Source organism: Acidovorax sp. GBBC 1281, from assembly GCF_028473645.1.
Lineage (GTDB): Bacteria > Pseudomonadota > Gammaproteobacteria > Burkholderiales > Burkholderiaceae_C > Paracidovorax.
In genome coordinates, this window is the sequence record NZ_CP097269.1 from 515,227 (window position 1) to 538,008 (window position 22,782).

The window sequence follows — 22,782 nt, forward strand, 5'->3', positions numbered from 1 at the left end:
CCCTTGCGGGGGATTTCGGTGTAGCGCAGTCGGCGGAATGCGCCGGGTGCGTCAGAAGCGATGGCGGATCGACAGCGTCAGACTGTTGACGTCCTTGCCCGGGGCTGACGCCACGCCGCCGAGGAAGCCGTTGCCGCCCAGCAGGTCCTGCGAGGTGTTCTTGTTTTCCAGGTGCGTCAGCACGGCGCTGACGTCGGTGCGCTTGGACAGGGCGTAGGTGTAGGCCGCGCCGTAGGAATAGCGGTCGGCATCGAACGGCCGCCGGTCATTCATGTTGTTGTAGGCCACGGTCACGGTGTGCGGGCCGGTGGTGATGCGGTAGCCGATCTGGAACAGGCGGGCATCCTGCTTGAAGGCCTGCACGAAGGCGTTCTGCACCAGCGTGGCCACGGGGGCGGTGGCCGGGTTGGCCGACAGGCCCGTGGCAATGGTCGACAGGTCGGTGGGGTGGTCGTCCTTGATGGTGGCGTACTGGCCGGACAGCGTACCCGGCCCGATGTCCAGCGTCGCGCCCAGGATGGCGTTGGTGAGCGACTTCTGGCCCAGCTCGTTGTTGCGGGTGTTGTAGCCGCCGCCGAAGGAATAGCCGTCGCCCTTGTAGATGGCCATGATGCCCAGCAGCCGCCGTGCGCTCGGCTTGCCGGCCACTTCGCCCGCCGCATACATGGCCGTGGCGGTGAGCCCGTCCTTTTGCAGCGCGTACTGGATCGAATTGCTCACGCGGATGTCGAAGGAGGCCGGAATCGCCACCAGCTGCCCCAGGGCCAGGCTGGACTCGGTTTTCATCGCGTCGAAGTTGCCGGTGGCCAGGTAGCCGGGCGTGTACTGGCGGCCGACGGTGAAGGCGCCGAACGGCGTGACCAGGCCGGTGAAGATCTGCCGGTCGAAAATGCTGTTGCCCAAGTTGACGCCCACCTGGGAGCCGATCTGCGCGGCCACGGCCGAGACCGCGGGTTGCAGGGCGGCGGGCAGGCCCAGCGAGGAGGCGGTGCTGAGCCGGTCCGGCAACTGGCCCAGGGAGGGCGGGCGGTTGCTGAGGCTGCCGGTATCGGCTTCGATCCGCGATTCGAGCGTGAAGATCGCGCGGTAGCCGCCTCCCAGGTCCTCATTGCCCTTGAAGCCCAGGCGGGACCCTTCCATGTTGCCGCTGGTGAGCCGCGTCAGGTTGCCGCCGGGGGCGCCGGTCATGTAGTTGATGCCCAGGTCCACCAGGCCATACATGGTGAGGCTGCTGGTGCCTGGCGGCGTGCTCTGCGCCATGGCGACCGACGAGGCGCAGCCAAGAACGACGGCCGACAGCGTACGCATTTTCTTCATAAGGACTTCCGAATGGCAAAAAGGGGAGTGGAGGGGCGGCGACAGCATGCGGCGCTTTTGGAAGGCTGAGACTAGAGGCAACGCCTCGGTCGGTAAAGGAGGGGAATGCCGGACTGGGCATTTGTGACACAGGGGGAAACCCGGAACCCGGTCCCGGCCGAATGCGGCCCGCCGCATCGCGGCGTTGAAGCGAACGAAAACGAATCAATCGAGGGTAAACCTTGATTCGATACGAACGAAAAAGAACAAAAATGAAGCCATTCGAAGCGCGCAGGTTCCGTCAGGCACTGCGCGTTTTGCACGTTCAACTGGCCGCAAGGGGCCTTCAGGAAAGGTTGCGTGATGCAACTGGTAATGGACCGCATCAGCAAGCGGGTGGGAGCGCAGACCTGGCTCCATGGCATGGACATGGCGCTGCACAGCGGTGCGGTGACCGTGCTGCTGGGCGCCACGCAGGCCGGCAAGACCAGCCTGATGCGCATCATGGCGGGGCTGGACACGCCCACCGAAGGCCGGGTGCGCGTCGATGGTGTCGATGTGACCGGCGTGCCCGTGCGCGAGCGCAACGTGGCCATGGTGTACCAGCAGTTCATCAACTACCCCTCCATGACGGTGGCCGACAACATCGCCTCGCCGCTGAAGCTGCGGGGCGACAAGGGCATCGCCGAGCGCGTGCGCGCCCTGGCCGAGCGGCTGCACATCGACATGTTCCTGAACCGCTATCCGGCCGAGCTGTCGGGCGGGCAGCAGCAGCGCGTGGCGCTGGCCCGGGCCCTGGCCAAGGGCGCGCCGCTCATGCTGCTGGACGAGCCCCTGGTCAACCTCGACTACAAGCTGCGCGAGGAACTGCGCGACGAGCTGACCCAGCTGTTCGCGGCCGGCGACTCCACCGTGGTCTATGCCACCACCGAGCCGGGCGAGGCCCTGCTGCTGGGCGGCTACACCGCCGTGCTGCACGAGGGCGAATTGCTGCAGTACGGCCCCACGGCCGAGGTCTTCCATGCCCCGAGTTCGCTGCGCGTGGCCCGCGCCTTCAGCGACCCGCCGATGAACCTGATCGCCGCCGATGCGGCCGCCGGCGGCGTGCGCATGGCCGGCGGCGGCCTGCTGGCGCTGCCGCAGGGTTTGCCGGCGGGCAGCGCCGCGACGGGTCTGACCGTCGGCGTGCGGGCGAGCGCCCTGCGCCTGCAGGCGCGCCCCGGCGACGTGGCGGTGGCCGGCACGGTGGAACTGGCCGAAATCTCGGGCTCGGACACCTTCGTGCATGCGCACACGCCCTGGGGCGAACTCGTGGCGCAGGTCACGGGCGTGCACTACTTCGATCTGGGCGCGGCCATCACGCTGCACCTGGCACCGGGCGAAGCCTATGTCTTCGGCGCCGACGGCGCCTTGCTGCTGGCGCCCGCGCGCCGGGGAGGGCGCTGAGATGGCGCGCATCAATCTGGACCTGGCGCACGCCTACAAGCCCAACCCGCAGCAGGACAGCGACTATGCGCTGCTGCCCCTGTCGATGGAGTTCCGCGACGGCGGCGCCTATGCCTTGCTGGGGCCCTCGGGCTGCGGCAAGACGACCATGCTCAACATCATGTCGGGCCTGCTCGTGCCCTCGCAGGGCCGCGTGCTGTTCGACGGTAAGGACGTGACCCACGCGAGCCCGCAGGAGCGCAACATCGCGCAGGTGTTCCAGTTCCCGGTGATCTACGACACCATGACGGTGGCCGAGAACCTCGCCTTTCCGCTCAAGAACCGCAAGGTGCCAGAGGCCCAGATCCGCCAGCGCGTCGGCCAGATCGCCGAGATGCTGGACATGAGCGGGCAGCTCGACCAGCGCGCTTCGGGCCTGGCGGCCGATGCCAAGCAGAAGATCTCGCTCGGGCGCGGTCTGGTGCGCTCGGACGTGGCGGCCGTGCTCTTCGATGAGCCCCTCACGGTGATCGATCCGCACCTGAAGTGGCAATTGCGCCGCAAGCTCAAGCAGATCCACCACGAACTCAAGCTGACCCTGATCTACGTGACCCACGACCAGGTGGAGGCGCTGACCTTCGCCGAAGAGGTGGTGGTGATGACGCGCGGGCGCGCCGTGCAGGTGGGCGCGGCCGATGCCCTGTTCGAGCGGCCGCAGCACACCTTCGTGGGTCACTTCATCGGCTCGCCGGGCATGAACTTCCTGCCCGCGCAGGGCGAGGCGGATGCGATCGTCGTCGCCGGCCACCGCCTGGCGTGGCCCGCGGGCAAGGCTTTGCCGCCCGGCGCGCTGCAGGTGGGCGTGCGCCCGGAGTACCTGGCCGTCGCGGCCGCAGGGCAGCCCGGCGCGCTGCGCTGCACGGTGGAGAAGGTGCAGGACATCGGCACCTATTTCCTGCTCACGGCCCGAGTGGGCGAGCACATGCTCAAGGCCCGGATGGGCACGGGCGAGCCGGTGCCATCGGCGGGCGACACGGTCTGGCTGCAGGTGCTGGGGCAGCACACCTGCTTCTACCAAAACGAGGAACTGCTGGCATGAGCACCACGACCAAGCCCGTGAACCAGAAGGCCTGGTTCCTGATCCTGCCCGTCATCCTGTGCGTGGCCTTCTCGGCCATCCTGCCGCTGATGACCGTGGTGAACTACTCGGTGCAGGACATCATCTCGCCCGAGCGGCGCGTGTTCGTCGGCACCGAATGGTTCGCCGCCGTGATGCGCGACGAAGAGCTGCATGCGGCCCTGTGGCGCCAGATCACTTTCTCGCTCGCCGTTCTGGCGGTGGAGATTCCGCTGGGCATCTGCCTGGCGCTGTCCATGCCCGCGCAGGGCTGGAAGTCCTCCGCCGTGCTGGTGACGGTGGCGCTGTCGCTGCTGATTCCCTGGAACGTGGTGGGCACCATCTGGCAGATCTACGGCCGCGCCGACATCGGTCTGCTGGGCGCCGCGCTGCAGTACATCGGCATCGACTACAGCTACACCGGCAACGCCACGCAGGCCTGGCTCACCGTGCTGGTGATGGACGTGTGGCACTGGACGCCGCTGGTGGCGCTGCTGTGCTTCGCCGGCCTGCGCTCGATTCCCGACGCCTACTACCAGGCCGCGCGCATCGACGGTGCGAGCAAGTTCGCCGTGTTCCGCTACATCCAGCTGCCCAAGATGCGCGGCGTGCTGATGATCGCGGTGCTGCTGCGCTTCATGGACAGCTTCATGATCTATACCGAGCCCTTCGTGCTCACCGGCGGCGGGCCGGGCAATGCCACCACCTTCCTCAGCCAGTACCTCACGCAAAAGGCCGTGGGCCAGTTCGACCTGGGCCCGGCGGCGGCGTTCTCACTGATCTACTTCCTCATCATCCTGCTGCTGTGCTTCATCCTCTACAACTGGATGCAGCGCGTGGGCACCGACGCACAGACCGGAGCCGGCCATGAATGAAAAGCGCTTTCGCAAGCGGAGCCTCTTCCTTGCGGCCTACATCGTCTTCGCGCTGCTGCCCATCTACTGGATGGTCAACATGAGCTTCAAGACGAACGCGGAGATCCTCTCCACGTTCTCGTTCTTTCCCCAGCACTTCACCTGGGACAACTACAAGACCATCTTCACCGACGAGTCCTGGTACTCGGGCTACATCAACAGCCTGATCTACGTGGCCATCAACACGGTGATCTCGCTCACCGTGGCGCTGCCGGCGGCGTATGCGTTCTCGCGCTACCAGTTCCTGGGCGACAAGCACGTGTTCTTCTGGCTGCTGACCAACCGCATGACGCCGCCCGCGGTATTCCTGCTGCCGTTCTTCCAGCTCTACACGACCGTGGGGCTGATGGACACGCACATCGCCGTGGCGCTGGCCCACCTGCTGTTCAACGTGCCCCTGGCGGTGTGGATCCTGGAAGGCTTCATGACCGGCATCCCGCGGGAGATCGACGAGACGGCCTACATCGACGGCTACAGCTTCCCGCGCTTTTTCCTGACCATCTTCCTGCCGCTCATCAAGGCCGGCGTGGGCGTGGCGGCGTTCTTCTGCTTCATGTTCAGCTGGGTCGAGCTGCTGCTGGCGCGCACGCTCACCAGCGTGAACGCCAAGCCCATCGTGGCGACGATGACGCGCACCGTGAGCGCCTCCGGCATGGACTGGGCCACCCTGGCCGCGGCCGGTGTGCTCACCATCGTGCCGGGCGCCATCGTCATCTGGTTCGTGCGGCACTACATCGCGAAGGGTTTCGCGATGGGCCGGGTTTGACGTGTGAAGGGAGCACAAGCATGAATCACACACTTTCACCGCAGAGCGCGCGATGCGTCCAAGGCCAGCGGCAGCCGTGGAACGGGCTTGGCCCGGCCGCCCGCTGCGTCCCCCGGGGAGGAAGCGCCGCAGGCGCTCAGGGAGGTACCCATGTTTGAGTGGATGGCCTGGACCACGCCGGTGGCCGTTTTCTTCCTGTGCATCGTGCTCATGCTGGCCGGTATGACGGTGTGGGAAATCAAGTCCCCCACCACGCTGCGGCGTGGCTGGCTGCCGCTGGCGACGACGCGCGGCGACCGCCTCTTCATCGGCCTGCTGGCAGCCGCCTATGTGAACCTGGCCTTCGTGGGCATCAGCGGGCACCTGGTGCAGTGGTTTTCGCTGTCGGCCGAGCCGTCGATCTGGATCAGCTTCGTGCTGTCGATGGCCTTGCTGGTGCTGATCCTGCGCAAGGGCTGACGGCACGGTTGCCGGGAGTTTTTTCTGCCGCCGGTCCGACCCATCCCCCGGACCCGGCGGCCGCTGGAATGCAAAGGGGAGTCGATTCAACTGACTATCAGGAGACAAGCACTATGAAGATGCAGTATTCGGCGCTGGCGTTGGCCGTCGCGGTCCTGGCCGGCAACACGGCCATGGCGGGCGAGGCGGAAGCCAAGAAGTGGGTGGACAGCGAATTCCAGCCGTCCACGCTGGCCAAGGACCAGCAACTGGCCGAGATGAAGTGGTTCATCGACGCGGCCAAGAAGCTGCAGGCCAAGGGCGTGAAGGAAATCTCGGTGGTGTCGGAAACCCTGACCACGCACGAGTACGAGTCCAAGACGCTGGCCAAGGCCTTCGAGGAGATCACCGGCATCAAGGTCAAGCACGACCTGATCCAGGAAGGCGACGTGGTCGAGAAACTGCAGACCTCGATGCAGTCGGGCAAGTCGATCTACGACGGCTGGATCAGCGACTCCGACCTGATCGGAACGCACTACCGCTACGGCAAGATGATGAACCTGACCGACTACATGTCGGGCGCCGGCAAGGAGTTCACCAACCCTGGCCTGGACCTGAAGGACTTCATCGGCACCAAGTTCACCACCGCGCCGGACGGCAAGCTCTACCAGCTGCCCGACCAGCAGTTCGCCAACCTGTACTGGTTCCGCGCCGACCTGTTCGAGCGCAAGGACTTGAAGGACAAGTTCAAGGCCAAGTACGGCTACGACCTGGGCGTGCCGCTGAACTGGAGCGCCTACGAAGACATCGCCGAATTCTTCAGCAACGACGTGAAGACCATCGACGGCAAGGCCATCTACGGCCACATGGACTACGGCAAGAAGGACCCCTCGCTCGGCTGGCGCTTCACCGACGCATGGCTGTCCATGGCGGGCGCTGCAGACATCGGCACGCCCAATGGCCTGCCGATCGACGAATGGGGCATCCGCGTGGCGGCGGACAAGTGCACGCCCGTGGGCGCCTCGGTGTCCCGTGGCGGCGCGACCAACTCGCCCGCGGCCGTGTACGCGCTCACCAAGTACGTGGACTGGATGAAGAAGTACGCGCCCAAGGAAGCCATGGGCATGACCTTCGGCGAATCCGGCCCCGTGCCCGCGCAAGGCCAGATCGCCCAGCAGATCTTCTGGTACACCGCTTTCTCCGCCGACATGGTCAAGCCCGGCCTGCCCGTGGTGAACGCCGACGGCACGCCCAAGTGGCGCATGGCGCCCGGCCCCAACGGCCCGTACTGGAAGCCCGGCATGCAGAACGGCTACCAGGACGTCGGATCGTGGTCGTTCTTCAACGGCCATGACGCCAACAAGACGGCCGCCGCCTGGCTCTACGCCCAGTTCGTGACTGCCAAGACCGTCTCGCTCAAGAAGACCATCGTGGGCCTGACGCCCATCCGCGAGAGCGACATCCAGTCCAAGGCCATGACCGACATGGCGCCCAAGCTCGGCGGCCTGGTCGAGTTCTACCGCAGCCCGGCCCGCGTGGCCTGGTCGCCCACCGGCACCAACGTGCCCGACTACCCCAAGCTCGCGCAGCTGTGGTGGAAGAACGTGGCCCAGGCCGTCACGGGCGAGAAAACCCCGCAGGGCGCCATGGACACGCTGGCCGATGAGATGGACCAGGTCATGGCCCGCCTGGAGCGCGCCGGCATGGCCCATTGCGCACCCAAGCTCAATCCCAAGGGCGATCCTGCCAAGTGGCTGAGCGACAAGGCCGCCCCCTGGGCCAAGCTGGCCAACGAAAAGCCCAAGGGCGAAACCATTGCCTACGACCGCCTGCTGCAGGCCTGGAAGGACGGCAAGGTGCGCTGACCCGGCAGGATGGGCCGGCGCCCACGCACCGCCGGCCTGATTTGCCCACCTCCCGCCCTCGTCCTTGTCTGCAAGGGCCTGGGCGGATTTGTTTTTTGCGGCGAATCAAGGGTTAACCCTTGGTTTTTCCGAGACGCATGGACAATCGATCCCATGAATACCGTGACCACCCCCCTGTACACCAAGCGCTCCGAACTGCTGGCTCGGCTGGCCGAGCCCCGCCTCTACGACCTGGCGGTGATCGGGGGCGGCGCGACAGGCCTGGGCGTGGCACTGGACGCCGCCGCGCGGGGCTTCAGCGTAGTCCTGGTGGAGTCGCACGATTTCGCCAAGGGAACATCCTCCCGCGCCACCAAGCTGGTGCACGGGGGCGTGCGCTATCTGGCGCAGGGCAATATCTCCCTCGTGCGCGAAGCGCTGCACGAGCGCACCACGCTGCTGAACAACGCCCCCCACCTGGCGCAGCCGCTGCCTTTCGTGATGCCGTCCTACCGCTATTGGGAAACGCCGTTCTACGGCATGGGACTCAAGGCCTACGACGTCCTGGCGGGCAAGGCCGGCCTGGGCGCCACCGAATTCCTGGGCCGGGAAAGCACCTTGCGCCTGCTGCCCACGGCCCGCAAGGAAGGGCTCAAAGGCGGGGTCAAGTACTGGGACGGCCAGTTCGACGACGCCCGGCTGGCGCTCGCCTTGGCCCGTACGGCGGCGCAGCGCGGGGCCTTGCTCGTCAACTACTGCTCCGCCCGCGATCTGGTGCACGAGGCTGGCAAGGTGGCGGGTTTCACCTGCGAGGACCGCGAAACCGGCACCACCTATACCGTGCGCGCGAAATGCGTGGTCAATGCCACCGGTGTGTGGGTGGACGCGTTCCGCCAGCAGGATGCCGCGGCGCTCGGACGCCCCGCCAAGCCCATCGTGGCCCCCAGCCAGGGCGTGCACATCGTGGTGGACCGCGAGTTCCTGCCTTCCGACCATGCGCTCATGGTGCCCAAGACCGCCGATGGCCGGGTGCTGTTTGCCGTGCCGTGGCTGGGCAAGGTCATCCTGGGGACGACAGACAGCCCCCGCCAGGACCTGGCCCTCGAGCCCCTGCCGTTCAAGGAGGAAGTGGCGTTCATCCTGAGCGAATCCGCCCGCTACCTGACCCGGGCGCCCGCGCCTTCGGATGTGCGCAGCATCTGGGTCGGATTGCGTCCTCTGGTCAAGCCGCAGGACGACGACGGTGACAACACGAAGAGCATCAGCCGCGAGCACACCGTGATCGCCAGCTCGAGCGGACTGGTCACCGTCACCGGCGGAAAATGGACCACGTACCGCGCCATGGCGGAGGACGTGTTGCAAAAATGCTTCACTGCGGGGTTGCTGGCGGAACGCCCCAGCGGCGTGACGCGCCATCTTCCCCTCGTGGGCTCGCCCCAGCAGGCGGTGCCGCACCGCATCAGCGCGCCCCAAGGCCTGCACTCCTATGGCAGCGAGGCATCCTTCATCGACGGTCTGCCAGGCGCGGACGCCGCGCTGTCAGAGGGGCTGACCGAGGCGATGGTGCGATTCGCCGCCCGCTACGAGTACGCCCGCACGGTGGAAGACGTGCTGGCCCGTCGCAGCCGGATGCTTTTCCTGGATGCGGCCCAAGCCGCTCGTCTGGCTCCGCGCGTGGGCGAGATCCTGCGCGAGGAACTTGGCCTCGACCCCCAACTGGAGGTGTTTCAGGCGTTGGCCCGGCAGTATTTGGACGTCCCGTTGTGAAGTGCTTGACGCCAGTTTCGCTTTTTGACAAAATCGAGGGCTTCGCGTTTCAAGCGCGAGGTTTCTGCCCAGCGGGAAGTGCTGCAAATGGTTTGCGGCATGGACGACGGGCCCAAGACTGATTGGCTGATCTTCAGCCCTTGAGACGTTCTCTGGGGCTGTCAATCCTGCCGGTGCAAGTTGGGAATATTGAAATGATCCAGACAGAATCTCGGTTAGACGTTGCCGACAACACCGGCGCGAAGTCCGTCCTGTGCATCAAGGTGCTGGGTGGTTCCAAGCGTCGCTACGCCAGTGTCGGCGACATCATCAAGGTGAGCATCAAGGAAGCCGCTCCGCGTGGCCGCGTCAAAAAAGGCGAGGTCTATAGCGCAGTGGTGGTTCGTACGGCGAAGGGTATTCGTCGTGGCGACGGTTCGCTCGTCAAATTCGATGGCAACGCAGCAGTGTTGCTCAATGCAAAGCTGGAGCCCATCGGCACCCGCATCTTCGGGCCCGTGACGCGTGAACTGCGTACCGAGAAGTTCATGAAGATCGTGTCCCTGGCTCCTGAAGTTCTCTGAGGACGCGCCATGAACAAGATTCGCAAGGGCGACGAAATCGTTGTGCTCACCGGGCGCGACAAGGGTAAGCGCGGCACGGTGTCGCTGCGCAAGGATGACTCCTATCTGGTCATCGACGGTATCAACCTGGTCAAGAAGCATGTCAAGCCGAACCCCATGAAGGGTACGACCGGCGGCATCGTGGAAAAGGCCATGCCGATCCATCAGTCCAACGTGGCCATTTTCAATGCGGCTACCGGCAAGGCTGATCGTGTAGGTATCAAGGTGCAGGCTGATGGTGCGCGCGTTCGCGTGTTCAAGTCCAGCGGCGCTGAAATCAAGGCGGCCTAAGGAGTCAACATGGCACGACTGCAACAACACTACCGCGAAAAAATCGCCCCCGAACTCGCCAAGCAGTTCGGTTACACCTCTCCGATGCAAGTCCCTCGGCTGACGAAGATCACCCTGAACATGGGTGTGAGCGAAGCCGTGTCGGACAAGAAGGTGATGGACAACGCCGTCGCCGATCTGACCAAGATCGCTGGCCAGAAGCCCGTGGTGACCAAGGCCAAGAAGGCCATCGCCGGTTTCAAGATCCGCGAAGGCCAGGCCATCGGCTGCATGGTCACCCTGCGTGGCGTTCAGATGTACGAATTCCTGGATCGTTTCGTGACCGTGGCTCTGCCTCGCGTCCGTGACTTCCGCGGTATCTCTGGCCGGGCTTTCGATGGCCGTGGCAACTACAACATCGGTGTCAAGGAACAGATCATTTTCCCTGAAATCGAGTACGACAAGGTGGATGCCTTGCGCGGTCTCAACATCAGCATCACCACGACGGCACGTAGCGATGAAGAAGCGAAGGCGCTTCTCGCTGGTTTCCGTTTCCCGTTCAAGAACTGAGGCAGCGTATGGCTAAAGTAGCTTTGATCCAGCGCGAACTGAAGCGCGAAAAATTGGCCGCCAAGTACGCAGCAAAGTATGCGGAATTGAAGGCAGTTGCCAGCGACATGAAGCGCAGCGATGAAGAGCGTGAAGCAGCCCGTCTGGGCCTGCAAAAGCTCCCACGCAACGCCAACCCCACGCGTCAGCGCAACCGTTGCGAAATCACCGGTCGCCCACGTGGCACGTTCCGCCAATTCGGTCTGGCTCGCGCAAAGATCCGTGAACTGGCTTTTGCCGGCGACATCCCTGGTGTCACCAAGGCCAGCTGGTAAGCGGGCAGGAGAGATACAACATGAGCATGAGTGATCCCATCGCTGACTTGCTGACCCGCATTCGCAACGCGCAAATGGTGTCCAAGGCAACCGTGCTGGTGCCGTCTTCCAAAGTGAAGATCGCCATCGCACAAGTGCTGAAGGACGAGGGTTATATCGACGGCTTCCAGGTCAAGACCGAAGCCGGCAAGTCCGAACTTGAAATCGCCCTGAAGTACTACGCCGGTCGTCCGGTGATCGAGCGTATCGAGCGCGTGAGCCGTCCTGGCCTGCGTGTGTACAAAGGCCGTGATTCCATCCCGCAAGTCATGAACGGTCTGGGTGTGGCGATTGTCACGACGCCCAAGGGCGTGATGACCGATCGCAAAGCGCGCGCTACCGGTGTCGGCGGCGAAGTGCTTTGCTACGTCGCTTAAACGTGGCATTGAGGAGTAACTGAAATGTCCCGCGTAGGAAAAATGCCGGTGACCATCCCCGCAGGTGTGGATGTGTCCATCAAGGACGACCAGATCAATGTGAAGGGTACTGGCGGCACGCTGTCGCTGACCCAGAGCGCGCTTGTGAAGGTCTCCATCAAGGACGGCAAGCTCAGCTTCGAGCCTGTCAACGAGTCCCGTGAAGCGAATGCCATGAGTGGCACGATCCGCCAGTTGGTGAACAACATGGTGGTGGGTGTCAGCAAGGGCTTCGAAAAGAAGCTGAACCTGATCGGCGTGGGCTACAAGGCCCAGGCTGCAGGTGCCAAGCTGAATCTGAGCGTGGGTTACTCGCACCCCGTGAACTTCGAAATGCCTGCTGGCATCACGGTTGCGACTCCGACCCCGACCGAAATCGTGATCAAGGGTGCCGACCGCCAGCGCGTCGGCCAATTGGCCGCTGAGATCCGTGCCGTTCGTCCGCCCGAGCCCTACAAGGGCAAAGGCATCCGTTATTCGGACGAAAAAGTCACGATCAAAGAGACCAAGAAGAAATAAGGAGCTGCAACATGTTGACCAAGAAAGAGCAGCGTCTTCGTCGTTCGCGCCAGACCCGCATTCGCATTGCGCAGCAAGGCGTGGCGCGTTTGACGGTGAACCGCACGAACCTTCACATCTACGCCAGTGTTATCTCCGGCGACGGCAGCAAGGTCCTGGCCAGTGCATCGACGGCAGAAGCCGATGTGCGCAAGTCCCTCGGTGGCTCTGGCAAGGGTGGCAATGCCACCGCTGCCCAGATCATCGGCAAGCGCATCGCTGAAAAGGCGAAGGCGGCCGGCATCGAGAAGGTTGCATTCGATCGTGCAGGTTTTGCCTATCACGGCCGCGTCAAGGCTTTGGCCGACGCTGCACGTGAAGCTGGCCTGCAGTTCTAAGCGGAGCGAAATACAAAATGGCTAAATTTCAACCCAAAGTGCAGAGCGAAGGTCAGGACGACGGTCTGCGCGAAAAAATGATCGCGGTGAACCGCGTGACCAAAGTCGTGAAGGGTGGCCGTATTCTCGGTTTCGCCGCACTGACTGTGGTCGGCGACGGTGATGGCCGCGTCGGCATGGGTAAGGGCAAGTCGAAAGAAGTGCCTGCAGCCGTGCAAAAGGCAATGGAAGAAGCTCGCCGCAATCTGGTGAAGGTGTCGCTCAAGAACGGCACCATCCACCATCAAGTGACGGGCCACCATGGTGCTGCACACGTGATGATGGCTCCCGCCCCTAAGGGTACGGGCATCATTGCGGGCGGCCCGATGCGTGCTGTGTTTGAAGTGTTGGGCATCACCGACATCGTGGCCAAGAGCCACGGTTCGTCGAACCCCTACAACATGGTCCGCGCAACGTTCGATGCGCTGGTGCATTCCACGACCCCCTCGGAAGTGGCTGCCAAGCGCGGCAAGTCGGTCGAAGACATCTTCGCCTGAACGGAGTTGAGCAAATGACTACGCAACAAACCGTCAAGATTCAACTGGTGCGCAGCCCGATCGGCACCAAGGAATCGCACCGTGCCACCGTACGCGGCCTGGGCCTGCGCAAGCTGAACAGCATCAGCGAACTGCAGGACAGCCCTGAAGTGCGCGGCATGATTAACAAGATCAGTTATCTGGTCAAAGTCCTCTGAGAGGTTGATGATGGAACTCAATAGCATCAAGCCTGCAGACGGAGCCAAGCATGCCAAGCGCCGCGTTGGTCGCGGTATCGGTTCTGGTCTGGGCAAGACCGCGGGTCGCGGTCACAAGGGTCAAAAATCGCGTTCTGGCGGTTACCACAAGGTGGGCTTCGAAGGCGGTCAAATGCCTCTGCAGCGTCGCTTGCCCAAGCGCGGCTTCAAGTCCCATCTGCTGAAGTTCAATGCAGAAGTGACCCTGACGGCGCTGGACCAACTGGGTCTTGCTGAAGTCGACCTGCTGGCGCTCAAGAGCGCCGGTTTGGTGGGCCAGCTGATCAAGGTGGTGAAGGTCATCAAGAGTGGCGAACTGAGCAAGTCGGTCAAGTTGACCGGCATCGGTGCAACGGCGGGCGCGAAAGCGGCCATCGAAGCTGCCGGCGGCAGCCTGGCTTGAATACGTTCTGAAGGAACGCATCCGTGGCTACTAACGCAGCTCAAATTGCGAAAACCGGTAAGTTCGGCGATTTGCGTCGCCGGCTGGTTTTTCTGCTGCTGGCGTTGGTCGTGTACCGCATCGGAGCGCACATTCCCGTGCCGGGCATTGATCCGGCGCAGCTGCAACAGCTGTTCAGTGGCCAGCAGGGTGGCATTCTGAACCTGTTCAACATGTTCTCGGGTGGAGCGCTGTCGCGCTTCACGGTTTTCGCTCTGGGGATCATGCCGTATATCTCGGCGTCGATCATCATGCAGCTGATGACCTACGTCGTTCCGACGTTCGAGCAGCTGAAGAAGGAAGGCGAAGCAGGGCGGCGCAAGATCACGCAATACACGCGTTATGGAACGCTGGGTTTGGCCATATTCCAGTCGCTGGGCATCGCTGTGGCTCTGGAGAGTTCCGCAGGGTTGGTGCTGAGTCCCGGGTTCGGGTTTCGCATGACTGCCGTGGTGAGCTTGACGGCTGGCACGATGTTCCTGATGTGGTTGGGTGAGCAGATCACAGAGCGTGGCTTGGGCAACGGGATTTCGATCCTGATCTTCGCAGGTATCGCTGCAGGGCTGCCGAGTTCTATCGGTGGATTGCTGGAGCTGGTGCGTACAGGTGCGATGAGCATCCTGGCTGCGATTTTCATCGTGCTGATCGTGGCGGCGGTGACCTATTTCGTCGTGTTTGTCGAAAGAGGTCAGCGAAAGATTCTCGTGAATTATGCGAGGCGCCAGGTGGGCAACAAGGTGTATGGCGGGCAATCGTCGCATCTGCCTTTGAAGCTCAACATGGCTGGGGTGATTCCGCCGATCTTTGCTTCGTCGATCATTTTGTTGCCGGCTACAGTGGTGAACTGGTTCAGCGCGGGTGAGTCGATGCGTTGGTTGCGTGACATTTCTGGAGCACTGACCCCAGGTCAGCCGATCTATGTGATGTTCTACGCAGCGGCCATTGTGTTCTTCTGCTTCTTCTACACCGCATTGGTGTTCAACAGCCGAGAGACTGCAGACAACTTGAAGAAGAGTGGCGCCTTCATTCCTGGGATTCGCCCTGGAGAACAGACGGCTCGCTACATCGACAAGATCCTGGTTCGCTTGACGCTGGCTGGGGCGGTGTACATCACCTTTGTGTGCTTGCTCCCCGAGTTCATGATCTTGAAGTACAACGTGCCGTTCTATTTTGGTGGCACCTCTTTACTGATCATTGTGGTGGTCACCATGGACTTCATGGCCCAGGTGCAGAACTACATGATGTCGCAGCAGTACGAGTCGTTGCTCAAGAAGGCCAACTTCAAAGCAACGCCTGGCACCTGAGTCAGTCACAAGTGGAATCTTGGCAAATGCGCTATAGTGGCGGGTTGGCCTTGGTGGATACGGTTTATTGATGCCTCCGAGTCATCGCGGGCGCAAATTGTGTTCCGCGCAGTGGGCCGGGACGAAAAGACGAGTTTTAGGAGAATGAAATGAGAGTTTCGGCTTCGGTCAAGAAAATCTGCCGCAACTGCAAGATCATCCGCCGCAAAGGTGTGGTGCGCGTGATCTGCACGGACATGCGCCATAAGCAGCGCCAAGGTTGATTGAAAGTATTAGAGGACGCATATGGCACGTATCGCTGGCATTAATATTCCGCCGCATCAGCATGCTGAAATCGGCTTGACCGCCATTTTTGGCATCGGTCGCACCCGCGCTCGCAAGATCTGCGAAGCCTGTGACATCGCTTATTCCAAGAAGATCAAGGATCTGACGGACGGCGATCTCGAAAAGATTCGCGATCAGATCGCGCAGTTCACCATCGAAGGTGATCTGCGTCGCGAAACCACGATGAACATCAAGCGCTTGATGGACATTGGCTGCTACCGCGGCTTCCGCCATCGTCGCGGTCTGCCCATGCGTGGTCAGCGTACGCGCACGAATGCTCGTACCCGCAAGGGGCCGCGCAAGGGTGCTGCGGCGCTGAAGAAGTAAAAAGATTGAAAGATCAACATGGCAAAGTCTCCCGCCAATAACGCTGCACAGCGCGTTCGCAAGAAGGTTCGCAAGAACGTTTCGGACGGTATCGCGCACGTGCATGCTTCGTTCAACAACACCATCATCACGATCACCGATCGCCAAGGCAATGCCTTGTCCTGGGCGTCGTCGGGTGGTCAAGGTTTCAAGGGTTCGCGCAAGTCCACGCCGTTCGCTGCACAGGTTGCATCCGAAGTCGCGGGTCGTGCTGCCATTGAGCAAGGCATCAAGAATCTTGATGTCGAGATCAAGGGCCCAGGTCCTGGTCGTGAATCGTCGGTGCGCGCGCTGGGCGCCCTGGGTATCCGTATCACGTCGATCTCTGACGTGACGCCGGTTCCCCATAACGGTTGCCGTCCGCAAAAGCGCCGTCGCATCTAATTTTTATAAGCCCACCGCCACCTGATTGCTTTAGCAGCAGGTGGCTCCCGCAATGATGTTGCGGAAGATGACAATCCAAGGAAGCTCAAGTGGCACGTTACCTCGGCCCCAAGGCCAAACTCTCCCGCCGTGAAGGCACTGACCTGTTCCTGAAGAGCGCTCGCCGCTCTATCGCTGACAAGGCCAAGTTCGACTCCAAGCCAGGTCAGCACGGCCGCACCTCCGGTGCTCGCACGTCCGACTATGGTCTGCAACTGCGCGAAAAGCAGAAGGTCAAGCGCATGTATGGCGTGCTGGAAAAGCAATTCCGCCGCTATTTCGAAGCCGCTGATCGCCGCAAGGGCAACACCGGTGCCAACCTGCTGTTCCTGCTGGAATCCCGCCTGGACAACGTGGTGTATCGCATGGGCTTCGGTTCCACGCGCGCAGAAGCACGCCAGCTGGTTTCGCACAAGGCCATCACGGTGAACGGTCAGTCCGTCAACATCGCCTCGTACCTCGTCAAGACGGGCGATGTGGTGGCTGTGCGCGAAAAGTCCAAAAAGCAAGGTCGCGTGGTCGAAGCCTTGCAGCTGGCTCAGCAAGTGGGTATGCCGGCTTGGGTGGAAGTGAATGCCGACAAGGCCGAAGGTATCTTCAAGAAGGTCCCGGATCGTGACGAATTCGGCGCTGACATCAACGAATCCCTGATCGTTGAACTCTATTCGCGCTAAGCATTTAGCGCACATTCGAGAAAATTGTTCCTATACCGCGAGGCATCGCGGTGTAGGCGCTTCACCAGCCTTACCGGTGTAACGAGCTGGGGGTATTGAGAGGAAGTCTGAATGCAAACCAATTTGCTGAAACCCAAGGCGATCAATGTCGAGCAGCTTGGCCACAATCGTGCCAAGGTCGCGTTGGAGCCCTTTGAGCGCGGCTATGGCCACACTCTGGGCAATGCCATTCGCCGTGTTCTGCTCTCGTCCATGGTGGGTTACGCAGCAACGGAAGTTACGATCGCAGGTGTCTTGCACGAGTATTCATCCATCGATGGTGTGCAGGAAGATGTTGTCAACATCTTGTTGAATCTCAAGGGCGTGGTGTTCAAGCTCCACAACCGCGATGAAGTCACGCTGAGCCTTCGCAAGGACGGTGAGGGTGTGGTCACTGCGCGGGATATCCAGACGCCTCATGACGTTGAAATCGTCAACCCGGATCACGTCATTGCCCATCTGTCGCAGGGCGGCAAGCTGGACATGCAGATCAAGATAGAAAAAGGCCGTGGCTATGTGCCAGGCAATCTGCGTCGTTATGCCGACGAATCGACGAAGTCGATCGGCCGCATTGTGCTGGATGCATCTTTTTCCCCGGTCAAGCGCGTGAGCTACACCGTTGAAAGCGCCCGCGTTGAGCAGCGCACCGATCTGGACAAGCTGGTTGTCGAAATCGAAACCAATGGCGCCATCACGGCGGAAGATGCCGTACGTGCATCCGCCAAGATTTTGGTGGAACAACTGGCTGTGTTTGCGCAGCTCGAGGGCGGCGAATTGGCCGCATTCGATGCGCCAGCAGGTCCTCGCGGCAGTGCAACGTTCGATCCGATCTTGCTGCGCCCTGTGGACGAGCTGGAATTGACAGTGCGCTCCGCCAACTGTTTGAAGGCCGAGAACATCTACTACATCGGTGACCTGATCCAGCGCACCGAGAACGAGTTGCTGAAGACGCCTAATCTGGGCCGTAAGTCGCTCAATGAAATCAAGGAAGTCTTGGCTTCCCGTGGTTTGACTTTGGGAATGAAGCTGGAGAACTGGCCACCTGCAGGCCTCGACAAGCGTTAAGTTATAATTTTGGGCTCCCTCGATGGGAGCCAGTGCCTTGGGCAGTACCTGATACGGCTGCCCGATTTAATTACTCATAAGGAAAGCACCATGCGCCACGGACACGGCCTTCGTAAACTCAATCGCACCAGCTCGCACCGACTCGCGATGCTGCAGAACATGATGAACTCGCTCATCGAGCACGAGGCCATCAAGACCACGCTGCCCAAGGCCAAGGAACTGCGCCGTGTGGTGGAACCCATGATCACTTTGGCAAAGGAAGACACCTTGGCCAATCGCCGCTTGGCATTCGATCGCCTGCGTGATCGTGACAGCGTGACCAAGCTGTTCAACGTGCTCGGCCCCCGGTTCAAGGCACGTCCAGGCGGCTACACGCGCATCCTGAAGATGGGTTTCCGCGTGGGTGACAATGCACCTATGGCGTATGTCGAACTGGTTGATCGTGCAGAAGAATCTGCAGAAACCGCAAATTCTTCCGCAGAAGCATAAAAGTAGGTTATAATTTATTTCTTGCCGCGCGATGGAGCAGTCTGGTAGCTCGTTGGGCTCATAACCCAAAGGTCGGAGGTTCAAATCCTCCTCGCGCAACCAATAAAGCGGAAACGCTCTCAAAAAAGCCCACTAATCAGTGGGCTTTTTTGTTTTTTGTCGTTTAACTCACTGGATAAATACTGATAACGAGCTTTAGCTAGCCTCCAGTCAAGCGGGTGAAGCGCTGCATCTTTCGTGGATCCAGAGGCTTCGTAATGGCGCGCTGCAACACTAAGAAGGTGTGTTTGCCAACAGCTTCTCGATGCTCTGATGCCGTCTTATCCATCCAGGGGTCGATGCCCATCTCTCCTTGTTCACGATGACATCCTCAGAAGAAACCACGCTTGGCATTGATTTCGGCACCTCCAATTCCGCCATGGCGCTGAGACGGGGTCGGGGCGTGGCCACATTGCTGCCGTTGGAAGGGTCCGCAACCACATTGCCGACCGCCCTGTTCTTCAACATGGAAGACCATCGAACACACATCGGGCGCGATGCTGTGGCGCATTACCTCGCAGGCACCGAAGGGCGGCTCATGCGGTCGCTGAAAAGCCTTCTGGGCAGCGCGCTGCTGCAGGACAAGACGGCGGTGCACCAGAACATGGTGAGTTATCAGGACATCATCGCGCTGTTTCTGCGCACGTTGGCGGGGCAGGCCCGGCAAGCGCTGGGCGCGATGCCGGACCGCGTTGTCATGGGGAGGCCTGTCCACTTCGTGGATGGCGATGAAGCGCGCGATGCGCAAGCGGAAGACGCCTTGCGGCAGGCGGCCTTGGATGCCGGGTTCACCAATGTCTCCTTCCAACTGGAGCCCATCGCGGCGGCGCTGGACCATGAACAGCGGATCACACAGGAATCGTTGGTGCTGGTAGTGGACATTGGCGGGGGGACCTCGGATTTCACCGTCGTGCGCCTCGGCCCCGAACGTGCTCTGCTGGCCGATCGCAGTTCCGACGTGCTGGCCACTTCCGGGGTGCACTTGGGTGGGACCGATTTCGACCAGCGGTTAAGCCGGGCTCAGGTCATGCCGCTGCTCGGTTTGCGCCACATCGGACCCAGTGGTCGGGAGGTCCCCAGCCGCGTGTTCTTCGATCTATCGACGTGGCACCTGATCCAGTGGCTGTACAGCGCCAAAGCCCTGAGGGAAGCGCAAGCCCTTCGGACCGACTATGCAGACCTTCGCCTGCACGACCGATTGATGGAGGTGCTCAACGAGCGATGGGGGCACCGTTTGGCCAATGCGGTGGAGCAGGCCAAGATCGCGGTGTCGCAAAACAGCGCGGAAGAACTAATCGTGCTGGACTGGCTCGAATCCGATCTGCAATCCTTCATTTCACCCGATGTTCTGGAGGCGCAACTGGACGGGCCTTTGCAGCAGATCGTGGATTGCGCCCAGGAATGCCTGCGCAAGGCCGGACTGGACGCCAATGGCATCGATGCCATTTATCTCACGGGCGGCTCTTCTGCATTACGTCCACTGCGTACCGCGTTGAAGAAGGCCTTCCCACACGTGACTCAGATGGAAGGCGACCTGTTCGGCGGCGTGGCGTCCGGACTGGCGTACACGGTCGGCTAACGGCCGTACCTGCAGGGGGATGCGTTCACCATCGCCAGTGGCTGCATTGCATCGCTTGGCATGTGCCAAGTCCGCTAGTGTCCTGTCCCGTTAATTCGCAGGCACGATAGCTGCATGGTTTCGGGCCATCCTTGAGGTGCCGCCATGCCCAATGCAACGACCCGAACAGAAATTGCGCTTAGTGAAGTGGAGCGCGCGGAACTGACGTCCATGGCGCGATCACGTTCGCTGCCAGCGGCGTTGTCGCTCAGGGCGCGCATCGTGCTGACTTGCGAAGGCACAGATAAAGCCAGCACCGCGGTTGCGCAGGCTCTGGGGATCAGTCGTAGCACTGTCACCAAGTGGCGCGGGCGCTATGCGCGCCATCGCATTGCAGGGCTTTACGACGAGTTGCGCCCGGGTCGCCCCCGCACGGTAGATGACGAGCGTGTTGCTGAGTTGATTACCAAGACGTTGCACACCAAGCCTGCTGATGGGGGTACCCACTGGAGCACCCGCACGCTGGCCGCCGATACGGGCATCAGCAAGAGCACGGTGGCGCGCTATCTGCAGACCTTCAACCTCAAGCCGCACCGGGCCGACAGCTTCAAGCTGTCGACCGATCCGCTGTTCATCGAGAAGCTGCGCGACGTTGTGGGGCTGTACCTGAACCCACCTGACAACGCGCTGGTGCTGTGCGTGGACGAGAAGAGCCAATGCCAAGCTTTGGAGCGTACGCAGCCGATGCTGCCAATGGGGTTTGGCTATGTCGAAGGTGTCACGCACGACTACGTGCGCCACGGCACCACCACCTTGTTCGCGGCCCTGAACGTGATGAATGGCCAAGTGATCGCGCAGTGCCGGCCCCGGCATCGTCATCAAGAGTTCCTTGCCTTCCTGCGCGCCATCGACAAGGCAGTGCCCGACGAACTGGATGTGCACTGCATAGCTGATAACTACGCCAGCCACAAGCATCCAAAGGTGCGCGCTTGGTTGGCCGAGCGGCCTCGCTGGCACATGCACTTCGTTCCGACCTATTCAAGCTGGCTCAATCAGGTCGAGCGCTTCTTCTCGATCATCACCACGCGGGCAATCCGCCGTGGCTCGTTCACCAGCGTGAAGGATCTGATCAACAAGATCGACACATTCATCGCGAATTACAACCAGTCCTGCCAGCCGTTTACTTGGACAGCTACAGCAGACTCCATCCTCGAAAAACTCGCCAGACTATGCGGGCGAATTAACGGGACAGGACACTAGGCCTGTGCTCCACCTTCCTGCTTGAGCGCCAAAGCCGATTGGTACAGGGCATTGCGCGATGCCCCTGTGATCTCGGCCGCCAGGCGGACGGCGGTTTTGAGCGGGAGTTCCTGCATCAACAACTTCAGCACGCGCAGGCTGTCGCCATCGTCCTGCGCTGCCTGCACCGGATGCAACAGCACCACGAACTCGCCCCGCGAGCGTTGTGGTCCGCCGGCCAGCCAGGCGGGCAGGGCATGGGCGGGCTGGGTGGCAATTTCTTCGAACTGTTTGGTCAGCTCCCTGGCGAGCGTGACCCGCCGTTCTCCCAGGATGACAAGGGCCTGTGTCAGTTCGGCGATGCGGTGCGGGGCCTCCAGCAGCACCACACAGCGGGTTTCCGTGGCGAGCTGCTGCACTGCCGTTGCCCGCTCACCGCTCTTGGTCGGAAGAAATCCGGCAAAAAGAAAACCTTCGGCCCCCTGGGCCACGGCGCCTGCTGCGCTGAGTGCCGAGGTCACGCTGCTCGCCCCTGGCAGTGGCACGGCGCGCAACCCTGCTGCATGCACGGCAGCGACGATCCGCGCCCCCGGATCGCTAACACCCGGGGTGCCCGCGTCACTGGCGTAGGCCACCCGCTGCCCCGCGCGCAAACGCTCCACCACCGCATGCGATGCCTCTGCCTCGTTGTGCTGGTGCACCGCCAGCAATTGGCTGCCGGGTTTTTCTATGCCGTAGGCGCGCAGCAGCGCCTGGGTGTGGCGGGTGTCTTCGCAGGCGATGGTGTCGGCCAGTTGCAGCACGTGTAGTGCCCGCAGTGTGATGTCGGCCAGATTGCCGATGGGCGTGGCCACCACGTACAGAGCCCCTTGCGGATAATGCTGCGCAGCCGCCGCGTCGCGTGCGGCGTTCAGGGCTGAAGCGAAAGAGGCGCTCAATGGGATTCCTTGGGAAAAAACCGGTGGCCACCACGCGCGTGGTCGGCAATGCTGCCGAAGACCTCGCGTTGGCCCACCTGCAAGCCGCTGGACTGCGGCTGGTCGAGCGCAATTATCGAACGCCCGGGCGTGGCGGTGGCGAGATCGATCTGATCGTGCGGGATCGCGATGGCACGATGGTGTTCGTGGAAGTGCGAAGCCGCGCCAGCAGCGCGTTTGGCGGCGCGGGTGCCAGCATCGGCCGGACCAAACAGCAGCGGATCGTGTTCGCCGCCCGCTGCTACCTGATGCGCCTGCCTGCACCGCCGCCATGCCGTTTCGATGCGGTCCTGGTGGAAGGCGGTTCCGTGCAGTGGCTGCGTGGCGCCTTCGAGGCGCAGTAACGCTTCGAGCCCTTGGTTGGAGTCAAACAGGATGCAGTGTTTTACGCCTGCCG

General features: G+C 62.0%; 29 protein-coding genes and 1 tRNA gene. 28 read left to right on the forward strand and 2 right to left on the reverse strand.

Annotated features, from left to right (window positions below):
* Positions 1–51: 51 nt before the first annotated feature.
* A complete protein-coding gene (locus M5C96_RS02390) occupies positions 52–1,317 on the reverse strand; it encodes a porin (protein ID WP_272566906.1) in 1,266 nt (421 codons plus the stop codon).
* Between the two features lie 342 nt (positions 1,318–1,659).
* Here M5C96_RS02390 and M5C96_RS02395 point away from each other — a divergent pair, with 342 nt between their 5' ends.
* The 27 genes from M5C96_RS02395 to M5C96_RS02525 all read left to right on the forward strand — a co-directional run bounded on the left by M5C96_RS02395 (position 1,660) and on the right by M5C96_RS02525 (position 21,429).
* A complete protein-coding gene (locus M5C96_RS02395) occupies positions 1,660–2,742 on the forward strand; it encodes an ABC transporter ATP-binding protein (protein WP_272569566.1) in 1,083 nt (360 codons plus the stop codon).
* A gap of 1 nt (position 2,743) precedes the next feature.
* On the forward strand, positions 2,744–3,820 hold the full coding sequence (locus M5C96_RS02400; protein ID WP_272566907.1) for an ABC transporter ATP-binding protein: 1,077 nt from the start codon (positions 2,744–2,746) through the stop codon (positions 3,818–3,820).
* Positions 3,817–4,713, forward strand: a complete 897-nt coding sequence (locus M5C96_RS02405; RefSeq protein ID WP_272549419.1) for a carbohydrate ABC transporter permease — start codon at positions 3,817–3,819, stop codon at positions 4,711–4,713. The genes M5C96_RS02400 and M5C96_RS02405 overlap by 4 nt, the downstream gene beginning before the upstream one ends.
* Positions 4,706–5,518, forward strand: coding sequence for a carbohydrate ABC transporter permease (locus M5C96_RS02410; RefSeq protein WP_272549418.1), 813 nt, complete (start codon positions 4,706–4,708; stop codon positions 5,516–5,518). Before M5C96_RS02405 ends, M5C96_RS02410 begins: the two co-directional genes overlap by 8 nt.
* A gap of 150 nt (positions 5,519–5,668) precedes the next feature.
* Entirely contained in the window at positions 5,669–5,977 is a 309-nt protein-coding gene (locus tag M5C96_RS02415) for a DUF2160 domain-containing protein (protein WP_272566909.1), read from the forward strand.
* A gap of 113 nt (positions 5,978–6,090) precedes the next feature.
* Entirely contained in the window at positions 6,091–7,821 is a 1,731-nt protein-coding gene (locus M5C96_RS02420) for an ABC transporter substrate-binding protein (protein ID WP_272566911.1), read from the forward strand.
* A 153-nt stretch (positions 7,822–7,974) separates the two neighbouring features.
* A complete protein-coding gene (locus M5C96_RS02425; RefSeq protein WP_272566912.1) occupies positions 7,975–9,567 on the forward strand; it encodes a glycerol-3-phosphate dehydrogenase/oxidase in 1,593 nt (530 codons plus the stop codon).
* A gap of 194 nt (positions 9,568–9,761) precedes the next feature.
* The gene (rplN, locus tag M5C96_RS02430) at positions 9,762–10,130 is read left to right on the forward strand and encodes a 50S ribosomal protein L14 (RefSeq protein WP_025596343.1); all 369 of its coding nucleotides are present in this window, start codon (positions 9,762–9,764) and stop codon (positions 10,128–10,130) included.
* A gap of 9 nt (positions 10,131–10,139) precedes the next feature.
* Positions 10,140–10,460 carry a 50S ribosomal protein L24 gene (rplX, locus tag M5C96_RS02435; RefSeq protein ID WP_272549412.1) on the forward strand — a complete coding sequence of 107 codons (321 nt, stop codon included), beginning with the start codon at positions 10,140–10,142 and terminating at the stop codon, positions 10,458–10,460.
* 9 nt (positions 10,461–10,469) lie between these two features.
* Complete coding sequence (gene rplE, locus M5C96_RS02440) at positions 10,470–11,009, forward strand: 50S ribosomal protein L5 (RefSeq protein ID WP_272566913.1); 540 nt, start codon at positions 10,470–10,472, stop codon at positions 11,007–11,009.
* Between the two features lie 8 nt (positions 11,010–11,017).
* Complete coding sequence (gene rpsN, locus M5C96_RS02445) at positions 11,018–11,323, forward strand: 30S ribosomal protein S14 (protein ID WP_272549410.1); 306 nt, start codon at positions 11,018–11,020, stop codon at positions 11,321–11,323.
* Positions 11,324–11,343: 20 nt separating this feature from the next.
* Positions 11,344–11,739, forward strand: a complete 396-nt coding sequence (rpsH, locus tag M5C96_RS02450; protein ID WP_005793636.1) for a 30S ribosomal protein S8 — start codon at positions 11,344–11,346, stop codon at positions 11,737–11,739.
* A gap of 24 nt (positions 11,740–11,763) precedes the next feature.
* Positions 11,764–12,297 (forward strand): 50S ribosomal protein L6, encoded by a 534-nt coding sequence (gene rplF, locus M5C96_RS02455; protein ID WP_272566914.1) that lies wholly within the window; start codon positions 11,764–11,766, stop codon positions 12,295–12,297.
* Between the two features lie 11 nt (positions 12,298–12,308).
* The gene (gene rplR, locus M5C96_RS02460; RefSeq protein ID WP_272549407.1) at positions 12,309–12,674 is read left to right on the forward strand and encodes a 50S ribosomal protein L18; all 366 of its coding nucleotides are present in this window, start codon (positions 12,309–12,311) and stop codon (positions 12,672–12,674) included.
* 17 nt (positions 12,675–12,691) lie between these two features.
* Positions 12,692–13,210, forward strand: coding sequence for a 30S ribosomal protein S5 (rpsE, locus tag M5C96_RS02465; RefSeq protein WP_272549406.1), 519 nt, complete (start codon positions 12,692–12,694; stop codon positions 13,208–13,210).
* 14 nt (positions 13,211–13,224) lie between these two features.
* On the forward strand, positions 13,225–13,407 hold the full coding sequence (gene rpmD, locus M5C96_RS02470) for a 50S ribosomal protein L30 (RefSeq protein ID WP_056670941.1): 183 nt from the start codon (positions 13,225–13,227) through the stop codon (positions 13,405–13,407).
* 10 nt (positions 13,408–13,417) lie between these two features.
* A complete protein-coding gene (gene rplO, locus M5C96_RS02475) occupies positions 13,418–13,849 on the forward strand; it encodes a 50S ribosomal protein L15 (RefSeq protein WP_272569571.1) in 432 nt (143 codons plus the stop codon).
* A 23-nt stretch (positions 13,850–13,872) separates the two neighbouring features.
* Positions 13,873–15,192 carry a preprotein translocase subunit SecY gene (gene secY, locus M5C96_RS02480; RefSeq protein ID WP_272566915.1) on the forward strand — a complete coding sequence of 440 codons (1,320 nt, stop codon included), beginning with the start codon at positions 13,873–13,875 and terminating at the stop codon, positions 15,190–15,192.
* A 149-nt stretch (positions 15,193–15,341) separates the two neighbouring features.
* A complete protein-coding gene (gene rpmJ / locus M5C96_RS02485) occupies positions 15,342–15,455 on the forward strand; it encodes a 50S ribosomal protein L36 (RefSeq protein WP_011793797.1) in 114 nt (37 codons plus the stop codon).
* A gap of 22 nt (positions 15,456–15,477) precedes the next feature.
* Positions 15,478–15,843 carry a 30S ribosomal protein S13 gene (rpsM, locus tag M5C96_RS02490; RefSeq protein ID WP_056670935.1) on the forward strand — a complete coding sequence of 122 codons (366 nt, stop codon included), beginning with the start codon at positions 15,478–15,480 and terminating at the stop codon, positions 15,841–15,843.
* Between the two features lie 18 nt (positions 15,844–15,861).
* Positions 15,862–16,266 carry a 30S ribosomal protein S11 gene (rpsK, locus tag M5C96_RS02495; RefSeq protein WP_011793799.1) on the forward strand — a complete coding sequence of 135 codons (405 nt, stop codon included), beginning with the start codon at positions 15,862–15,864 and terminating at the stop codon, positions 16,264–16,266.
* 89 nt (positions 16,267–16,355) lie between these two features.
* Entirely contained in the window at positions 16,356–16,979 is a 624-nt protein-coding gene (rpsD, locus tag M5C96_RS02500) for a 30S ribosomal protein S4 (RefSeq protein WP_272566916.1), read from the forward strand.
* 111 nt (positions 16,980–17,090) lie between these two features.
* Positions 17,091–18,083, forward strand: coding sequence for a DNA-directed RNA polymerase subunit alpha (locus M5C96_RS02505; RefSeq protein ID WP_272566918.1), 993 nt, complete (start codon positions 17,091–17,093; stop codon positions 18,081–18,083).
* A gap of 90 nt (positions 18,084–18,173) precedes the next feature.
* The gene (gene rplQ, locus M5C96_RS02510; protein ID WP_272566920.1) at positions 18,174–18,572 is read left to right on the forward strand and encodes a 50S ribosomal protein L17; all 399 of its coding nucleotides are present in this window, start codon (positions 18,174–18,176) and stop codon (positions 18,570–18,572) included.
* Positions 18,573–18,597: 25 nt separating this feature from the next.
* Positions 18,598–18,674: transfer RNA gene (locus M5C96_RS02515), tRNA-Met, on the forward strand.
* A 259-nt stretch (positions 18,675–18,933) separates the two neighbouring features.
* Positions 18,934–20,190: an Hsp70 family protein gene (locus M5C96_RS02520; RefSeq protein WP_272566921.1), complete on the forward strand. Its 1,257-nt coding sequence runs from the start codon at positions 18,934–18,936 to the stop codon at positions 20,188–20,190.
* Positions 20,191–20,334: 144 nt separating this feature from the next.
* Complete coding sequence (locus tag M5C96_RS02525) at positions 20,335–21,429, forward strand: IS630 family transposase (RefSeq protein ID WP_272563777.1); 1,095 nt, start codon at positions 20,335–20,337, stop codon at positions 21,427–21,429.
* On the opposite strand, the gene rsmI is transcribed toward M5C96_RS02525, so the two are convergent.
* The gene (gene rsmI, locus M5C96_RS02530) at positions 21,426–22,346 is read right to left on the reverse strand and encodes a 16S rRNA (cytidine(1402)-2'-O)-methyltransferase (protein ID WP_272566923.1); all 921 of its coding nucleotides are present in this window, start codon (positions 22,344–22,346) and stop codon (positions 21,426–21,428) included. The two genes, M5C96_RS02525 and rsmI, sit on opposite strands and share 4 nt — an antisense overlap.
* On the opposite strand from rsmI, the gene M5C96_RS02535 reads away from it, so the two are divergent.
* Entirely contained in the window at positions 22,346–22,729 is a 384-nt protein-coding gene (locus M5C96_RS02535) for a YraN family protein (RefSeq protein ID WP_272566924.1), read from the forward strand. The two genes, rsmI and M5C96_RS02535, sit on opposite strands and share 1 nt — an antisense overlap.
* Positions 22,730–22,782 lie beyond the last annotated feature (53 nt).

What these genes read in the sequence shown, in the direction of transcription:
- M5C96_RS02425 (WP_272566912.1), top strand. Translation starts at nt 7,975, where the DNA reads ATGAATACCGTGACCACCCCCCTGTACACCAAGCGCTCCGAACTGCTG.
- M5C96_RS02535 (WP_272566924.1), top strand. Translation starts at nt 22,346, where the DNA reads ATGGGATTCCTTGGGAAAAAACCGGTGGCCACCACGCGCGTGGTCGGC.
- M5C96_RS02390 (WP_272566906.1), bottom strand. Translation starts at nt 1,317, where the DNA reads ATGAAGAAAATGCGTACGCTGTCGGCCGTCGTTCTTGGCTGCGCCTCG.
- rpsN (WP_272549410.1), top strand. Translation starts at nt 11,018, where the DNA reads ATGGCTAAAGTAGCTTTGATCCAGCGCGAACTGAAGCGCGAAAAATTG.
- rpmD (WP_056670941.1), top strand. Translation starts at nt 13,225, where the DNA reads ATGACTACGCAACAAACCGTCAAGATTCAACTGGTGCGCAGCCCGATC.
- rplN (WP_025596343.1), top strand. Translation starts at nt 9,762, where the DNA reads ATGATCCAGACAGAATCTCGGTTAGACGTTGCCGACAACACCGGCGCG.
- rpsK (WP_011793799.1), top strand. Translation starts at nt 15,862, where the DNA reads ATGGCAAAGTCTCCCGCCAATAACGCTGCACAGCGCGTTCGCAAGAAG.
- M5C96_RS02395 (WP_272569566.1), top strand. Translation starts at nt 1,660, where the DNA reads ATGCAACTGGTAATGGACCGCATCAGCAAGCGGGTGGGAGCGCAGACC.
- M5C96_RS02400 (WP_272566907.1), top strand. Translation starts at nt 2,744, where the DNA reads ATGGCGCGCATCAATCTGGACCTGGCGCACGCCTACAAGCCCAACCCG.
- M5C96_RS02420 (WP_272566911.1), top strand. Translation starts at nt 6,091, where the DNA reads ATGAAGATGCAGTATTCGGCGCTGGCGTTGGCCGTCGCGGTCCTGGCC.
- M5C96_RS02505 (WP_272566918.1), top strand. Translation starts at nt 17,091, where the DNA reads ATGCAAACCAATTTGCTGAAACCCAAGGCGATCAATGTCGAGCAGCTT.
- rpsH (WP_005793636.1), top strand. Translation starts at nt 11,344, where the DNA reads ATGAGCATGAGTGATCCCATCGCTGACTTGCTGACCCGCATTCGCAAC.
- rplR (WP_272549407.1), top strand. Translation starts at nt 12,309, where the DNA reads ATGTTGACCAAGAAAGAGCAGCGTCTTCGTCGTTCGCGCCAGACCCGC.
- rpmJ (WP_011793797.1), top strand. Translation starts at nt 15,342, where the DNA reads ATGAGAGTTTCGGCTTCGGTCAAGAAAATCTGCCGCAACTGCAAGATC.
- M5C96_RS02520 (WP_272566921.1), top strand. Translation starts at nt 18,934, where the DNA reads ATGACATCCTCAGAAGAAACCACGCTTGGCATTGATTTCGGCACCTCC.
- rplX (WP_272549412.1), top strand. Translation starts at nt 10,140, where the DNA reads ATGAACAAGATTCGCAAGGGCGACGAAATCGTTGTGCTCACCGGGCGC.
- M5C96_RS02405 (WP_272549419.1), top strand. Translation starts at nt 3,817, where the DNA reads ATGAGCACCACGACCAAGCCCGTGAACCAGAAGGCCTGGTTCCTGATC.
- rplO (WP_272569571.1), top strand. Translation starts at nt 13,418, where the DNA reads ATGGAACTCAATAGCATCAAGCCTGCAGACGGAGCCAAGCATGCCAAG.
- rplF (WP_272566914.1), top strand. Translation starts at nt 11,764, where the DNA reads ATGTCCCGCGTAGGAAAAATGCCGGTGACCATCCCCGCAGGTGTGGAT.
- rpsE (WP_272549406.1), top strand. Translation starts at nt 12,692, where the DNA reads ATGGCTAAATTTCAACCCAAAGTGCAGAGCGAAGGTCAGGACGACGGT.
- M5C96_RS02410 (WP_272549418.1), top strand. Translation starts at nt 4,706, where the DNA reads ATGAATGAAAAGCGCTTTCGCAAGCGGAGCCTCTTCCTTGCGGCCTAC.
- rpsM (WP_056670935.1), top strand. Translation starts at nt 15,478, where the DNA reads ATGGCACGTATCGCTGGCATTAATATTCCGCCGCATCAGCATGCTGAA.
- rplQ (WP_272566920.1), top strand. Translation starts at nt 18,174, where the DNA reads ATGCGCCACGGACACGGCCTTCGTAAACTCAATCGCACCAGCTCGCAC.
- M5C96_RS02525 (WP_272563777.1), top strand. Translation starts at nt 20,335, where the DNA reads ATGCCCAATGCAACGACCCGAACAGAAATTGCGCTTAGTGAAGTGGAG.
- rplE (WP_272566913.1), top strand. Translation starts at nt 10,470, where the DNA reads ATGGCACGACTGCAACAACACTACCGCGAAAAAATCGCCCCCGAACTC.
- M5C96_RS02415 (WP_272566909.1), top strand. Translation starts at nt 5,669, where the DNA reads ATGTTTGAGTGGATGGCCTGGACCACGCCGGTGGCCGTTTTCTTCCTG.